Source organism: Streptomyces sp. NPDC018026, assembly GCF_044327745.1.
Lineage (GTDB): Bacteria > Actinomycetota > Actinomycetes > Streptomycetales > Streptomycetaceae > Streptomyces > Streptomyces rubrogriseus.
Map to the genome: position 1 here is coordinate 302,722 of NZ_JBIRFY010000004.1, position 14,702 is coordinate 317,423.

Consider the following 14,702-nt stretch of genomic DNA (forward strand, 5'->3'; position numbering starts at 1 on the left):
TTTACGGGTAAAGGGGGAGAAACGGTGCAGGAGTTGCGAGCCCGGTTCTTCGGGGCCTTCTCCGCTGTCGGCGCCAGTCCATAAGATCTCTGTAGGCTCGACGAGCCCCCGACAGCTCACGCAGTTGACTCCTCCCACACTCGACACAGGACACCCGCCATGCCGCGACGCCGCACCACCAGCTCGTCAAGCTCGACGGCTCCCTCGGCACCTCCGGCATCCTCGGCTCCGAGGAACCGCACGCCTCAGCCCGTGCGGGTGCGGCGGCGGTCGTTCGGGGACTTCGTCAAGGCGTTCCTGGCCTTTGTGGTGCTGGCGGGGCTGGTCGTCGGGGTGCCGTTCGCGCTGGCCGTGACCGCGGGGTGGCCGTTCCCCGGTGGCGCGCCGAGCCTCGACTGGCTGCAGCGCGAGATCACCGTCACCACGTTCCTCCACATCCTCACCGTCATCGTCTGGCTCGCCTGGGCGCAGTTCACCGCCTGCGTGCTGGTCGAGGTCAAGGCCGCGCTGTCCGGTGTCGGCGTGCCGGGGCGGGTGCCGGGGTCGGGGCCCAGTCAGCTGCTGGCCCGGCAGCTGGTCGCCGCCCTGCTCCTCGTCGGCGCCACCGCCGCGAGCCTCACACCGGGGCTGTCGCAGCTGGGGCAGAGCCTGGAAGGGAACCAGAAGCCGTCCGTCGCCGCCGCCCAGCAGACGCCGGGGATCTTCGCCCAGCAGCAGGAACAGGCGGCCGCCACTGCCAACGCCCTCGCCGAGCAGGCCGGACAGGCGGGGCAGGCCGCAGCGCGTGCCGACGGTGGCGCCTCCGCCGCGCACGGCGACACGAAGTACTACCGGATCCAGCCGCCCGAGGGGCGTCACCACGACTCCCTCTGGGAGGTGGCCGAACGGCACCTCGGCGACGGCCGGCGGTACAAGGAGATCTTCGAGCTCAACAAGGACCGGGTGCAGCCCGACGGGTCCCGGCTGTCGGAGGCCTCGCTCATCCGGCCCGGCTGGATCATGGAGATGCCCGGCGACGCCCGCGGCGGCGAACTGGTCGAGATGCCCGACGCGGCGCCGAACGTCTCCGAGCAGGCGCAGCAGCAGATCAGCGACTACGCGCAGACCGGGGACCACGCCCAGGGCAGTGGCGGTGGCGACGCACAGGTCTCCCTGCCCGAGCAGCGGCCCGCACCCACGCCCGCCAACCCTGCCACCCCCGCCAACCCCGTCACACCGGCCACTCCCGTCCCCGGCACGGGTCAGGAGCACGCCACCCCCGCCGCCTCACCGGCCGGAGACTCCTTCGGGCTGCCCGAGGCGCTCCTCGCCGCGCCGCTGCTCGCCGCCGGTCTCCTCGGCGCCCTCGGGCGACGGCGCCGGCAGGCGATGTGGCAGTCGGCGCTCGGCGCGGTCGGCGGACGGCGCGGCATGGAGCCGCCCACGCCGACCGGCGACGCCCAGGACGTGCAGGACGCGCTGCTCGTCGGCGCCGACCCCGAGGGCGTACGCCTGCTCGACCGGTCGCTGCGCGGGCTGGCCGCCTCCCTCACCGCCGAGTCCCGCCCGCTGCCCGTCGTCTACGCGGCCTGGATGAGCGGCAACGGCGACCTGCACCTCCAGCTCGCCCAGCCGGCCGGGAAGCCGCCCGCGCCGTGGCAGCAGGGTCAGGACCAGACCTTCTGGATGCTGGCCCGCACCGACGCCGAGGGGTACGAGGAGGCCGAGACGGCCGCGCCGTACCCCGGGCTCGTCAGTCTCGGCACCATGGACGACTCCCGGCTGCTGCTCAACCTGGAGGCCGTGCCCGGCATCGTCTCGCTCGGCGGCACCGAGGCCGACCGGGCCGCCGTGTTCGCGTCGGTCGCCGCCGAACTGGCCACCAACGGCTGGTCGGACCGTATGACCATCACCCTGGTCGGGTTCGGGGACGATCTCACGCCCCTCGCGCCCAACCGGATCCGCCATCTCGACGGGTTCGAGGACCTCTTCGAGACGATGTCCGCCGAGACCCGGCAGCGGCGCGGCGCGCTCGGTGCCGCCGGGCACGACTCCGTGCTCACCGGCCGCACCGGGCCCGCCCAGCACACACGCTGGGCCCCGCACCTGGTCCTGCTGGCCGCCCAGCCCTCCGACGACGACGCGCTGCGACTGGCCGAACTGGCCGCCGACGCCGGCCGGCTCGGCATCGGCTACCTCGTCGGCACCGGGGGCACCGACCTGCCGGGTGCCGCCTGGGAGATGGAGATCACCGGCGAGGGCCGCCTGCTCGCGCCGCTGCTCGGGCTCGAACTGGACGCCCAGATGCTGCCGGCCGCCCAGCGGCGTGCCGTCGTCGAGCTGTTCACCGACGCCGATCCCGGCTCCGGCTCCGACCCCGAGGGCGGGCCCGGCCGGCCGGCCAACGCCCCGCCGTTCCTCGTCGACATCAGCGAGCAGGGCAGGCCCGCGGTGTACGCCCGGCTCGTCGGGTCGTACGAGATCATCGGCCTGGACACCCCCGACGGTGAGCGCAGCGCCCTGCTGCACGAGGCGCTGGCGCTGCTCCTGCTGCACCGCGAGGGGGTCCACCCGCGGGTGCTGTCCTCCGCGCTGTGGCCGCGCGGCGTGACGCCGGACGTACGCGACGCGCTGCTGGAGCGGCTGCGGGCCTGGCTCGGCTCCGACCCCGACGGCACCCCTCGGCTCGGCACCGACGCCACCGGCCGGCTCACCCTCGCCAAGTCCGTCGTCTCCGACCTCGACGTCCTGCGCTCCCTCTACTACGAGGCCACCCAGGGCCGCGGCGTCGGCAGCCGCCAGGTGCGCGGGCGGCTGCTCACCGACGCGCTGGTGCTGGTGCGCGGGCCGCTGCTCGCCGACCGGCCCGAGGGCCGCTACCGCTGGCTCACCCACGAGATCGTCGACGCCCAGCTCCCGCTGCTCGTCGCCGACACTGGGCTGGCGCTCTCCGAGTTCCACCTGGAGAAGAACCGTGCGGAGAAGGCCATCGAGGCGCTGACCGCGGCGCTGCGCACCGCCCCCGCCGACGAACGCCTGTGGCACGAGCTGCTGCGCGCCACCCACTCCACCGGCGACCCCGACCGGCTGCGCGCCCTCGCCGCCGACCTCGTCGCCCGCAGCGGGGCCCGCGGGGTGCCACCGCGCACCGAGGCGCTGCTCGACGAGCTGCTGCCGACCTGGCGCGAGGGCGTCTCCGCCGCCGGATGAGCATCGACTCCGCCGTCGACTCCGCCGTCGACTCCGCCGTCGACTCCGCCATCGACATCGCCCTCGACTCCCCGATCGACATCGGCCTCGTCATCGTCCTCGTCGCCGCGCTCTGGGGCGCGGCGACGGGCGCGTTGCTGCCCCGCGCGGCCTACCGGTTCGCCGCGCCCTCCGGGGAGGCCTGGCGCGAGCGGTGTCCGGACGGGCACCCCGTACGCGGCTGGCTCGGCCGGGCCCGGTGCGGGCAGTGCCCGGCCGGTCAGGCGTCCTACGGCCCCCGCACCGCGTCCCTCGCCGTCGCCACCGCCCTGGTCTGCGCCGCCCTCGCCGCCGCCACCGGCACCCGGCCGGAGGTGGCCGTCTGGCTGCTGCTCGCCCCGGTCGGCGTGCTGCTGGCCGTCGTCGACCTGAAGGTACGGCGGCTGCCCGACCCGCTCACCCTGCCGCTGGCCGGGGCCGCGCTGGTCCTGCTCGGCCTCACCGCGCTCGTGCCCGAGCACGCGGGGGAGTGGACGACCGCCCTGCTGGGCGCCCTCGCCCTCGGCGCCGGCTACCTCGTGCTGTTCCTGATCAACCCGGCCGGCATGGGCTTCGGCGACGTCAAGCTCGCCCTCACGGCCGGTGCCGTCCTCGGCTGGTACGGCTGGCCCACCCTGATGCTGGGCACCTTCGCCGGGTTCCTGCTCGGGGCGCTGTACGGCGGTGCCCTCCTCGTCGCCCGGCGCGCGGACCGCAAGACGGCGATCCCGTTCGGGCCGTTCCTCATCGCGGGCGCCTTCCTCGGCGTCCTGGCCGGGGCGTACGCGGCCTGACCACGAGCGGGCGAAGGGCCTGGCGTACGCTGGTGCGGTCCGTCCACAACCCTTACGAACCTTGCGAAAGGGACGCCGGTGACCGAGAAGGCCGACCTTCAGCCCATCCTCGACCGCGCCGCCGCCGGTGGGCGGATCACCCCCGAAGAGGCGCTCGACCTCTATCGCGACGCCCCGCTGCACGCGCTGGGCGCCGCCGCCGACGCCGTACGCAGGCGCCGGTACGCCGGCACCGAGCACATCGCGACGTACATCATCGAGCGCAACATCAACTACACGAACGTGTGCGTCACGGCGTGCAAGTTCTGCGCCTTCTACGCGGCCCCCAAGGACACCAAGAAGGGCTGGACCCGCGACCTCGACGACATCCTGCGCCGCTGCGCGGAGACGGTCGAGCTGGGCGGCACGCAGATCATGTTCCAGGGCGGCCACCACCCGGACTACGGCGTCGAGTACTACGAGGAGCACTTCGCCGCCATCAAGAAGGAGTTCCCCCAGCTCGTCATCCACAGCCTGGGGGCGAGCGAGGTCGAGCACATGGCGCGGATCTCGAAGGTGTCGGTCGAGGAGGCCGTCACCCGTATCCACGCCGCCGGTCTCGACTCCTTCGCCGGTGCCGGTGCGGAGCTGCTGCCCGAGCGGCCGCGCAAGGCCATCGCGCCGCTGAAGGAGTCCGGCGAGCGCTGGCTGGAGATCATGGAGATCGCGCACGGGCTGGGCGTCGAGTCGACGTCCACGATGCTGATGGGCACCGGCGAGACCAACGCCGAGCGCATCGAGCACCTGCGGATGATCCGGGACGTGCAGGACCGCACCGGCGGCTTCCGCGCCTTCATCCCGTACACCTACCAGCCCGAGAACAACCACCTGAAGGGCCGCACGCAGGCCACGCTCTTCGAGTACCTGCGGATGATCGCCATCGCCCGGGTGTTCCTCGACAACGTCGCCCACATCCAGGGCTCCTGGCTGACCACCGGCAAGGAGGTCGGCCAGCTCTCCCTGCACTACGGCGCGGACGACCTCGGCTCGATCATGCTGGAGGAGAACGTCGTCTCCTCCGCGGGTGCCAAGCACCGGTCCAACCGGCTGGAGATCATCGATCTCATTAGGAAGGCGGGGCGGGTCCCGGCGCAGCGGGCCACCACGTACGAGCACCTCGTCGTGCACGACGACCCGGCGAACGACCCCGTCGACGAGCGCGTCGTCTCCCACATCTCCTCCACGGCGATCGAGGGCGGCACGGCCCACCCCGAGCTGAAGCTGCTCGCCCCCAACTGAGGCCGCCGTGCTGACGATCCACGTCTGTGAAGCCTCGCCCGAGACGGCCGTCGTGGTCGACGGTGCGCAACTCGCCGCCGTCGGCCCGTACGAGGAACTGGCCGCCGGTCACCCACGGGCGCGGGTGCGCCGGTGGCCCGGCATCCTGACGCCCGGACTGCTCAACCCGTACGGCCCGGAACTGCTGGAGCAGGCGTACCACCCCGACCCGCGCGAAGCGGACCGGCTGGGCACCGAGCCGATCTTCGGGCAGCGCGGGCTCGCCCTCCTCGGTGCGGACGCGTCCGCGCGGGGCGCCAGCGCGCGCCGCGGGGTGCAGCGCATGCTGGCGCACGGCACCGTCGCCGTCGCCGGAGAGCTGCGCGGCCGCGCGGCCCAGGACGCGGTGCGCGGAGCGGGGCTCGCCCTGGCGGGGCGTCCGGCCACCCTGCCCGGGCCCGCGTCCCTCTCGCCGGTGCCGCTGGTGCTGCTGCCCGGGCTCGCTGCCGGGAAGCCCGCCCGGTTCGCGGTGTTCGACGTACCCGACCGGGCCGCGCTCGTGAGGGAGGGCGCGGCCACGTGCGTCGCCACCGTCGTGGGCGGCCGTCTGGTGTACCGGGGGCGCTGAGCGCGCGGTCCGCGGGGCTCGTCGGACAGGCCCTAGGTGCCGGGCGCCGTCCCGAACGTCCTCCCGAACGCACCGTCCTTCTGCTCCACGCCGCTGCACGTGGTGAGCGCGTCGGTGGCCGACGCGTCCTCGGCGCACCGCTTGTCCCGGAACGCCGCCCACATCGACACCCAGGCGATTCCCTTCTCGTCGGCGAAGGCGCGAACCTCGGCGGCGTCCGCGAGCGTGAAGGTCTCACCGGCGACGTCGTTGACGCCGAGCATCGAGGTGAGCGCCATGCCCCGCCAGGCGTCCGCGTCGGACGTGCCGAAGACCTTCCTCAGCTGGGTGTGCGCGGCCTTCGCGGAGGCGAGGGCGTAGTCGCCCATGTCGGCGGTGTACGACTCGCCGTAGTTCATGGTCATGAGGTTGACCGTGGAGATCTGTACGCCGTGGTCGTTGGCGGACGCCAGCAGCGCCAGGCCGTCGGTGTCCAGGCCCGTGGGCATCACCGGGAGGGTGAAGGAGACCTCCAGGCCGTCCCGTTGCTCCTGGAGCAGCGCGATCGCCTCCGAGCGCAGGGCGACGGAGCCGGTGTCGGTCAGCGCGTCGCCCTCGATGTCGAAGTCCGCCTGCGTCGAACCGGCCGCGTCCAGGGCGGTGCCGTACGCCGCCGCCAGCTGCGAGGCGCTGTCGCAGGCCGCCGCCAGCTCCGTGCCGGAGGCGCCGCCGAAGGAGACGCGGACGGTGGCGCCGGACTCCCTCAGCTTGCCGACGCGGGAGGCGACGGAGGCGTCGTCGATGTCCTGGACGCCGTTCCAGCGGGGGACGCAGTCGTCGCCGGAGGAGATGACGAACGCCAGGTTGTACGTCGTGGGGGAGCCCGCCGTGTCGGTGGCGGACGCGGTGGTGGCACCGACGTAGGGGGCGTAGGCGGTGGTGCGGTCCTGTCCTGTGCAGCCCGCGGTGGCCAGGGCCAACAACAGGGCGCACCCGGCTGCCGTGTTCCGGTGAGTCCCCATGAGCACACCCTCCCGTTCTCGTCGTCGTCCGTTGTCGCCGTCGGATCAGTGAAGGTGCCACGCCTTCCTGGGCCTTGGCTGAGGAAATGGCGCCGATCGGACCCGGCTCCCAGGCAACGGACAGGACGGGGCGCTATTCACCGGGATCTCTCAAGGAACTGCCAGTTCGCGACAGGCAACGCTCCCTAACGTCCGGGCAATGCGATCCGAGCCTGCCACCGCCTCCCGAGCCGCCCCGCGCGGTCGCCGTCGGAAACGCGGCCCCGGGCCCGCCGAGGGGCCCGTGTTCGTCGACAGCACCGGACGCCGGGCCCGGCTGCTGCGCCGGCTGGGTCTGCTGGTGGGAGCCGTGTGCGTCGGCTACACGGTCGTCCTGGGCCTGGCCTTCATGGGCGTCGGCATCTCGGTCAACCCGTCCGCGCTGCTGCCCTTCGGCGTCGGCGGTGGTGGTGGCGGACCGGAGGGCGGCCCGGGGCCCGGGGGCGGTACGCGTCCGCAGGGCGGCGTCGCTCCCACGGGCGCTCCACCGCGCACCGCACCCGCCGCCTCTCCCAGCCCGGACCCCAGCGCCACTGCTCCCATTACTGCCCTCACCACCGCCCCCACCGACTGACCGGACGCCCCCACGCTTATGACCACGCCCACCTCACCCCCCACCCCGCCCGCGCGGGGCCGCCGCCGTGCCCCCTCCCGGATGGAACGGGCCGCCGGCCGGGCCGCCGCACTGCAACGCCCGCGCGTGCTCCTCGCCCTGCTCCTCCTGCTCGCCCTGACCTGCGTGATGCTCCTCGACGGCTATCTGCGCGCCGAGGTCGGCGGCGACCAGCGCGTACGCACCGGCGCCTCGGCGAGCGACGTCCCCGACGACGTGCTCGACGGCGGGCCGATCCTGTCCTTCCCCGGCGGGCAGGCCACCACCGTCTCCGTCCCGGACAAGACGATCGTGCTGACCTTCGACGACGGCCCCGACCCCACCTGGACGCCCCAGGTGCTGGAGATCCTGGAGAAGTACGACGTGCCCGGCACGTTCTTCCTGGTCGGCTCGATGGTCTCGCGCCACCCGGGGATCGTGCGGGACATGGTCGAGCAGGGCAACGAGGTGGGCGTCCACACCTTCACCCACGTCGACCTCTCCTACCAGAGCCAGGCCCGCGTCACCCGCGAGATCGAGCAGACCCAGCTCGCGCTGGCGGGTGCGGCCGGCATCACCACCACGCTGTTCCGGGCGCCGTACTCCTCCCAGACGGATGCCATCGACAACTACAGCTGGCCCGTCTACGAGAGCCTCGGCGAGGACGGCTACACCAGCGTCTTCATCGACACCGACAGCGACGACTGGAAACGGCCCGGCGTCTCGAAGATCGTCGAGTGGGCCACGCCGGAGGACGGCGAGGGGGCCTCCGTCCTCTTCCACGACGCCGGTGGCGAGCGGTCGCAGACCATCGAGGCGCTGCCGGAGTACATCGAGAAAATGAAGGCGAAGGGCTACACCTTCACCACCGTCAGCGGTGTCATGGCCGATCAGCAGCCCACGGGCGGGCCCTCCGCCGCGGCCCCGGACACGAACGGTCCCGGCGACAGCCTCCAGGCCGCCCATCACCGGGCCACCGGCGCCACCCTCTACGAGGGCAAGGCGCTGATCGCGGCCGTCGCCGTCGCCGAGTGGACGGTCCCCGCGCTGTCGGCCGGGCTCGTCGTCGTGGGCGTGGCCGTCATGGGCCGGTTCGCGATGATGCTGGTCCTGGCCCGCCGCCATCACCGGCAGCGCAACAGACGCCGGTTCGGCTGGGGCCCGCCCGTGACCGGGCCGGTGAGCGTGGTCGTCCCGGCGTACAACGAGAAGGAGTGCATCGAGGCGACCTTGAGATCGCTGGCGCGCAGTACCCACCCCGTCGAGATCGTCGTCGTGGACGACGGTTCGACGGACGGCACGGCCGAGATCGCCGAATCCCTCGGGCTGCCCGGCGTCCGGGTCGTGCGGCAGGCCAACGCGGGCAAGCCCGCCGCCCTCAACAACGGCGTCCGGCACGCCCGGTACGACATCGTCGTGATGATGGACGGCGACACCGTCTTCGAGCCCGACACCGTACGGCACCTGGTGCAGCCCTTCGCCGACCCCGGCGTCGGCGCGGTCGCGGGCAACGCCAAGGTCGGCAACCGGCGCACCCTCATCGGCGCCTGGCAGCACATCGAGTACGTGATGGGCTTCAACCTCGACCGGCGCATGTACGACCTGCTGCGCTGCATGCCGACCATCCCCGGCGCGATCGGCGCGTTCCGGCGCGAGGCGGTCCTCCAGGCGGGCGGCATGAGCGACGACACCCTCGCCGAGGACACCGACATCACCATCGCCCTGCACCGCGCGGGCTGGCGGGTGGTCTACGAGGAGCACGCCCGAGCCTGGACGGAGGCGCCGGCGTCGCTCGGCCAGCTCTGGTCCCAGCGCTACCGCTGGTCGTACGGCACGATGCAGGCGCTGTGGAAGCACCGCCGGTCCCTGACGGACAAGGGGCCCTCGGGCCGCTTCGGGCGGGTCGGGATGCCGCTGGTGGTGCTCTTCCAGGTGGTCACGCCGGTCTTCGCCCCGCTCATCGACGTGTTCACCGTCTACTCGATGCTGTTCGTCGACTTCCGCGCGGCGCTCCTCGCCTGGCTCGCGGTGCTGGGCGTGCAGCTGGTGTGCGCGGCGTACGCCTTCCGGCTCGACCGGGAGAAGTACCGGTACCTGCTGATGATGCCGCTCCAGCAGCTCGCGTACCGGCAGATGATGTACCTCGTCCTCATCCACTCCTGCGTCACCGCCCTGACCGGCGGGCGGCTGCGCTGGCAGAAACTGAAACGGACCGGCGAGGTGGGGACGCCGACGGGGACCACGGGCACCACCGGGACCACGGGGACCGGCTGATGGGGGCGCACAGCCGGGGCGCCGCGCGCACCGTGCGGGTTGCGGAGGGTGCCGCCCCGGCGGTGCGGGACCGCTACTTCGACACCCTGCGTGCCCTCGCCCTCGTCCGGGTCGTCGCGTACCACGCCTTCGGCTGGCCCTGGGCGGGGCTGGTCTTCCCGTCCATGGGGATCATGTTCGGCCTGGGCGGCACCCTGATAGCCCGCTCGCTGCGGCGTCCCGCCGCCACGGTGCTCGGGAGCCGGCTGCGCCGCCTGCTGCCACCGTTCTGGTGCTGGGGCCTGTTCGTGGTGGGCGCGATGCTGGCGCGCGGCTGGATGCCGGGGTGGCAGATCGTCTTCTGGGTCGTGCCGCTCGGCGACCCGCCGGGCAGCGCGTGGGGCGAGCAGGCCTGGGAGATCCTCTGGTACCTCAGGACGTACCTGTGGTTCGTGCTGCTCTCCCCGCTGCTGCTGCGGGTCTTCCGGCTCGCGCCCGTGCCGGTGCTGCTGCTGTCCCTCGCGCCGGTCGTGGCGTTCCAGTTCCTCTGGCAGCCGCCGGAGAACCGCTTCGGCACCGGGCTGCTCGACCTCGCGACGTACCTGTTCTGCTGGATCCTCGGCTTCGCGCACCGCGACGGGGTGCTCGCCCGCCTGAGGCCGGCCGCCGTCGTCGCCCTGTCGCTCGCGGCCCTCGCCTACGGCGCCTGGTACGCCTTCGCGCACCGGGGCGAGTACGGCACCTACGACCTCGACGACATCCCGCTCGCGCAGGCCTTCTGGTCCGCCGGGTCCGTGACGCTGCTGATGTACGCCAAGGAGCGGCTCGGGATCGGCCTCTCGGGACTGGTCCGGCTGCGGCGGCTGGACCGGCTGGTCGCGGTGTTCAACGCCCGCGCGGTGACCGTCTACCTCTGGCACGAGCTGGCCCTCGTCCTGGCCGTGCCGCTGATCGACCGGTTCTGGGAGGTGCCCGCCTTTGAGGCGTACCTGCCGCTGGAGAGCCAGTGGTTCCTGCTCGGGGTGGGCTGGGCCCTGATCGCGGTGTTCGTGCTGCTGTTCGGGTGGGTGGAGGACGTCGCCGCGCGGAAGCGGCCGCGCCTGCTGCCGTGAGCCCGTCGGCGGCGGCAGGGGCGGGTGCTGCAACAATGGGCCCGTGACCCGCGCTTCCCTGAACAAGCAGCCGCACGAAGTCGCCTCGATGTTCGACCACGTCGCGGAACGGTACGACCTGACGAACGCCGTGCTCTCGCTCGGCCAGGACCGGGCGTGGCGCAAGGCGGTCGCCAGAGCCGTCGACGCCCGCCCGGCGCAGAAGGTCCTGGACCTGGCGGCCGGCACGGCGACCTCGTCCCTCCCCTTCGCCCGCACCGGCGCCTACGTCGTCCCCTGCGACTTCTCCCAGGGCATGCTCCAGGTCGGCAAGGAACGGCACTCCTGGCTGCCGTTCACCGCGGGCGACGCGACGCGGCTGCCGTTCAAGGACGACGTCTTCGACGCCGTCACCATCTCCTTCGGGCTGCGCAACGTCCAGGACACGGACGCCGCGCTGCGCGAGATGTACCGGGTGACGCGCCCCGGCGGCCGGGTCGTCATCTGCGAGTTCTCGCACCCGACCTGGGCGCCGTTCCGCACCGTCTACACCGAGTACCTGATGCGCGCCCTGCCGCCGGTGGCCCGCGCGGTGTCGTCCAACCCCGACGCGTACGTCTACCTCGCCGAGTCCATCAGGGCCTGGCCCGACCAGCCGGCGCTCGCCGAACGGCTGGGCAAGGCCGGCTGGTCCAGGGTCGCGTGGCGCAACCTGACGGGCGGCGTGGTGACGCTGCACCGCGGGTTCAAGAGCAGCTTCAAGGACAGCTGAGGGTCGCGCAGCGCGGCAGCTGCGTGTCCTCGCCGGGCTCGGCCAGCTCCCGCCGCAGCCCGCCGTGCGGAGGTACCGGCAGCCGCGGCTCTCGGCTGCCCCCGCCGCCCTCGCCCTCCCCGAAGTCGAACCACACGTACACCGCCGACTCCCTCGGCACCCGTGCGCCGGGCTGCGGATACTGGCGTACGACGTGGTCGACGAGGGCGAGCCGGAGGTCCGGCCGGTCCGGCGCGTGCAGGGACAGGCCCCGCTCCCGGATCGCCTCCCGCGCGTCCACGGCCATCAGGCCGACCAGGCGCGGTACGCGTACGTCGGATGTGTCGGGTACCAGGCGCACGGACGTCACCCCCCAGCGGTACCGGGCACAGTAGCCGCGCGGGGCACCACCGGGAAGCGTCAAGTGGCTTACTGTGACAGTCCGCTACCCTCCGTCACCCTTTCTGTAGGGGGAGCCGGTAGCAGTGCCCCTGCTGTCGCGAGACCGGGGTGGTGAAGACCTCGGCGAGTCGCATGCCCAGCCGCTCCGTGACCGCGATGGAGCGGGTGTTGCGCGCGTCGACCATCGCGACCACTTCCGCCACACCCGCACCGCGGACCCGCTCCAGCGTCTGCCGCGCGGCCGCCGTGACGTATCCCTTGCCCCAGTGCGCCCGGCCGAGCCGCCAGCCGATCTCGATCTCGCCCTTGGGGCCCCAGTCCCCCGGCCACGGCTGGGCGCCGGTGAACCCTATGACCTGCCCGGACTCGTCCACCATGGTCCACAGGCAGAAGCCGTGCTCGGCGTCGTGCCGGCGCTGGCGGGCGGTCAGCTCCTCGTAGACGGACAGCTCCGCCGCCCTCCCGCCGTGGAACTCCATGACGTCCGGGTCGTCGAAGATCCGGTGCCAGGCGACGGCGTCCTCGTCGGTGGGAACGCGCAACCGTACAACGGGGAGAGGTCGCTTCACTGGGCAGCCCTTCAGCCGGGTGGTCGGTGACGCTGAATAGACTGCCCATGACCAGTGCCGGTCGGCACGCAGATTCCGAACTTGGGGAGATCCCGCCGTGACCGTCGAGACCGAGCCGCTCTCCGAGAACACCGCCGACGTGATCGTCGTGGGCGCGGGGCCGGCCGGCTCCACGACCGCGTACCACCTGGCCAGGTCGGGACTCGACGTCCTGCTCCTCGAGAAGACCGCCTTTCCCAGGGAGAAGGTCTGCGGCGACGGCCTCACCCCGCGCGCGGTCAAGCAACTCGTCGCCATGGGCATCGACATCTCCGAGGAGGCCGGCTGGCTGCGCAACAAGGGCCTGCGCATCATCGGCGGCGGCTCGCGCCTCCAGCTGGACTGGCCGGATCTCGCCTCCTTCCCCGACTACGGACTCGTCCGCAAGCGCGACGACTTCGACGAGCAGCTCGCCCGGCAGGCCCAGAAGGCGGGCGCCCGGCTGCACGAGCGCTGCAACGTGGGCGCGCCGATCGTGGACGACCGCACCGGCCGCATCACGGGCGTGCACGCCAAGCTGGGCGAGGACAAGCGCGAGGTCACCTTCCACGCGCCGCTGGTCGTGGCCGCCGACGGCAACTCCACCCGGCTGTCCCTGGCGATGGGCCTGCACCGCCGCGAGGACCGCCCCATGGGCGTCGCCGTCCGCACCTACTTCACCTCGCCCCGCCACGACGACGACTACCTGGAGTCCTGGCTGGAACTCTGGGACCGGCGCGGCCCGCAGGACCGTCTGCTGCCCGGCTACGGCTGGGTCTTCGGCATGGGCGACGGCACCTCCAACGTCGGCCTGGGTGTGCTGAACACCTCCGCCGCCTTCAAGGAGCTGGACTGGCGCGAGATCCTCAAGGCCTGGTGCGCGTCCATGCCCGAGGACTGGGGCTACACCCCGGACAACATGACCGGCCCGATCCGCGGCGCCGCCCTGCCCATGGCCTTCAACCGCCAGCCCCACTACACCAAGGGCCTGCTCCTCGTCGGCGACGCCGGCGGCCTGGTGAACCCCTTCAACGGCGAGGGCATCGCCTACGCCATGGAGTCCGGCCAGATCGCCGCCGACGTCGTCGTCCAGGCCCACGCGCGGGCGACCCCGGCCCAGCGCGAGATCGCCCTGCAGCGCTACCCGCGCGTCCTGAAGGACACCTACGGCGGCTACTACAACCTGGGCCGCGCCTTCGTGAAGCTCATCGGCAACCCGAAGGTCATGCAGATCGCGACCCAGCGCGGCCTCACCCACCCGATCCTGATGAAGTTCACCCTGAAGATGCTCGCCAACCTGACGGACCCGACGGGCGGCGACGCGATGGACCGCATCATCAACGGACTGAGCAAGGTCGCGCCGAAGGCGTGAACCGAGGGGCCGGTCAGGCGGCGAAGGCCGCGGCGTTGGCGGTCCGGCGCGCGAAGACCTCCTCGCGCCGGTCCGCCGACTGCCGCAGCGCCGCCTTCCGCTCCCGGCCGGAGAGCCGGTCCAGATAGACGTGCCCGTTCACGTGGTCGGTCTCGTGGGCGAGGCAGCGCGCGAAGTAGCCGGTGCCCTCGACGAGGAGCGGCGCGCCGTCCTTGTCCAGGCCGCGCACGACGGCCCGGTCGGGCCGCGGTACGGCCATGACGGCGCCCGGCACGGACAGGCACCCCTCGCCCTCGTCGAGCAGCCGGCGCGCGGCCGGGTCGAGGGGATCGAGGACAGGATTGACGATGTGTCCGACATGTCGGACACTGTCGTCGTCCGGGCAGTCGTAGACGAACAGGCGCAGGTCGACCCCGACCTGATTGGCCGCCAGCCCGGCCCCCTCCGCGACGTACATCGTGCGGAACATGTCGTCGATCAGCGCGGCGAGGTCGGGCCCGAACTCGGTGACGTCCCGGCACGGCCGGTGCAGCACCTCCTCGCCGACCTCGGTGACGCGCCGCACCGCTCCGCGCCGTGCCTCGGGCGCGAACGGGGGATAGGAGGCGGTGGGCCGCCCCTGGACGAAGACGCTCGGCATGACGTTCTCTCCTTCGGCTCGTGGACGGGCCGGTGGGAACCGGCCCGCGCCGAGCATGCCAGGAGAGGACGCAGGGCCGCAGCCCCCG

At 72.9% G+C, this 14,702-nt stretch carries 13 protein-coding genes; 9 read left to right on the top strand and 4 right to left on the bottom strand.

What is annotated here, in order from left to right; genetic code table 11:
- The first annotated feature begins 159 nt into the window (after positions 1-159).
- The 4 genes from ACH4D3_RS15440 to ACH4D3_RS15455 all read left to right on the top strand — a co-directional run bounded on the left by ACH4D3_RS15440 (position 160) and on the right by ACH4D3_RS15455 (position 5,886).
- Positions 160-3,189 carry a BTAD domain-containing putative transcriptional regulator gene (locus tag ACH4D3_RS15440; protein WP_398321914.1) on the top strand — a complete coding sequence of 1,010 codons (3,030 nt, stop codon included), beginning with the start codon at positions 160-162 and terminating at the stop codon, positions 3,187-3,189.
- Positions 3,186-4,001, top strand: coding sequence for a prepilin peptidase (locus tag ACH4D3_RS15445; RefSeq protein ID WP_398321917.1), 816 nt, complete (start codon positions 3,186-3,188; stop codon positions 3,999-4,001). The genes ACH4D3_RS15440 and ACH4D3_RS15445 overlap by 4 nt, the downstream gene beginning before the upstream one ends.
- 78 nt (positions 4,002-4,079) lie before the next feature.
- Complete coding sequence (gene mqnC, locus ACH4D3_RS15450) at positions 4,080-5,279, top strand: cyclic dehypoxanthinyl futalosine synthase (RefSeq protein ID WP_398321920.1); 1,200 nt, start codon at positions 4,080-4,082, stop codon at positions 5,277-5,279.
- Between the two features lie 7 nt (positions 5,280-5,286).
- Positions 5,287-5,886 (top strand): hypothetical protein, encoded by a 600-nt coding sequence (locus ACH4D3_RS15455; protein ID WP_398321923.1) that lies wholly within the window; start codon positions 5,287-5,289, stop codon positions 5,884-5,886.
- Between the two features lie 32 nt (positions 5,887-5,918).
- Here ACH4D3_RS15455 and ACH4D3_RS15460 read toward each other — a convergent pair whose 3' ends face one another.
- Positions 5,919-6,887, bottom strand: a complete 969-nt coding sequence (locus tag ACH4D3_RS15460) for a chitinase (RefSeq protein WP_398321926.1) — start codon at positions 6,885-6,887, stop codon at positions 5,919-5,921.
- 199 nt (positions 6,888-7,086) lie between these two features.
- On the opposite strand from ACH4D3_RS15460, the gene ACH4D3_RS15465 reads away from it, so the two are divergent.
- The 4 genes from ACH4D3_RS15465 to ACH4D3_RS15480 are packed head-to-tail and all read left to right on the top strand — an operon-like array spanning position 7,087 to position 11,634.
- Positions 7,087-7,500 carry a hypothetical protein gene (locus ACH4D3_RS15465; RefSeq protein WP_398321929.1) on the top strand — a complete coding sequence of 138 codons (414 nt, stop codon included), beginning with the start codon at positions 7,087-7,089 and terminating at the stop codon, positions 7,498-7,500.
- An 18-nt stretch (positions 7,501-7,518) separates the two neighbouring features.
- Positions 7,519-9,792 carry a bifunctional polysaccharide deacetylase/glycosyltransferase family 2 protein gene (locus ACH4D3_RS15470; protein ID WP_398321932.1) on the top strand — a complete coding sequence of 758 codons (2,274 nt, stop codon included), beginning with the start codon at positions 7,519-7,521 and terminating at the stop codon, positions 9,790-9,792.
- Entirely contained in the window at positions 9,792-10,883 is a 1,092-nt protein-coding gene (locus ACH4D3_RS15475) for an acyltransferase (protein ID WP_398321935.1), read from the top strand. Before ACH4D3_RS15470 ends, ACH4D3_RS15475 begins: the two co-directional genes overlap by 1 nt.
- A gap of 43 nt (positions 10,884-10,926) precedes the next feature.
- Positions 10,927-11,634 carry a demethylmenaquinone methyltransferase gene (locus ACH4D3_RS15480; RefSeq protein ID WP_398321938.1) on the top strand — a complete coding sequence of 236 codons (708 nt, stop codon included), beginning with the start codon at positions 10,927-10,929 and terminating at the stop codon, positions 11,632-11,634.
- On the opposite strand, the gene ACH4D3_RS15485 is transcribed toward ACH4D3_RS15480, so the two are convergent.
- Entirely contained in the window at positions 11,621-11,974 is a 354-nt protein-coding gene (locus ACH4D3_RS15485) for a PASTA domain-containing protein (RefSeq protein WP_398321941.1), read from the bottom strand. The two genes, ACH4D3_RS15480 and ACH4D3_RS15485, sit on opposite strands and share 14 nt — an antisense overlap.
- Before the next feature lie 94 nt (positions 11,975-12,068).
- Entirely contained in the window at positions 12,069-12,584 is a 516-nt protein-coding gene (locus ACH4D3_RS15490; RefSeq protein ID WP_398321944.1) for a GNAT family N-acetyltransferase, read from the bottom strand.
- A gap of 97 nt (positions 12,585-12,681) precedes the next feature.
- On the opposite strand from ACH4D3_RS15490, the gene ACH4D3_RS15495 reads away from it, so the two are divergent.
- Positions 12,682-13,974, top strand: a complete 1,293-nt coding sequence (locus ACH4D3_RS15495; protein WP_398321947.1) for a geranylgeranyl reductase family protein — start codon at positions 12,682-12,684, stop codon at positions 13,972-13,974.
- A gap of 13 nt (positions 13,975-13,987) precedes the next feature.
- Here ACH4D3_RS15495 and def read toward each other — a convergent pair whose 3' ends face one another.
- Entirely contained in the window at positions 13,988-14,614 is a 627-nt protein-coding gene (gene def, locus ACH4D3_RS15500) for a peptide deformylase (RefSeq protein ID WP_398321950.1), read from the bottom strand.
- Between the last annotated feature and the right edge of the window lie 88 nt (positions 14,615-14,702).

What these genes read in the sequence shown, in the direction of transcription:
- ACH4D3_RS15440 (WP_398321914.1), top strand. Translation starts at nt 160, where the DNA reads ATGCCGCGACGCCGCACCACCAGCTCGTCAAGCTCGACGGCTCCCTCG.
- ACH4D3_RS15445 (WP_398321917.1), top strand. Translation starts at nt 3,186, where the DNA reads ATGAGCATCGACTCCGCCGTCGACTCCGCCGTCGACTCCGCCGTCGAC.
- ACH4D3_RS15460 (WP_398321926.1), bottom strand. Translation starts at nt 6,887, where the DNA reads ATGGGGACTCACCGGAACACGGCAGCCGGGTGCGCCCTGTTGTTGGCC.
- ACH4D3_RS15465 (WP_398321929.1), top strand. Translation starts at nt 7,087, where the DNA reads ATGCGATCCGAGCCTGCCACCGCCTCCCGAGCCGCCCCGCGCGGTCGC.
- ACH4D3_RS15470 (WP_398321932.1), top strand. Translation starts at nt 7,519, where the DNA reads ATGACCACGCCCACCTCACCCCCCACCCCGCCCGCGCGGGGCCGCCGC.
- ACH4D3_RS15475 (WP_398321935.1), top strand. Translation starts at nt 9,792, where the DNA reads ATGGGGGCGCACAGCCGGGGCGCCGCGCGCACCGTGCGGGTTGCGGAG.
- def (WP_398321950.1), bottom strand. Translation starts at nt 14,614, where the DNA reads ATGCCGAGCGTCTTCGTCCAGGGGCGGCCCACCGCCTCCTATCCCCCG.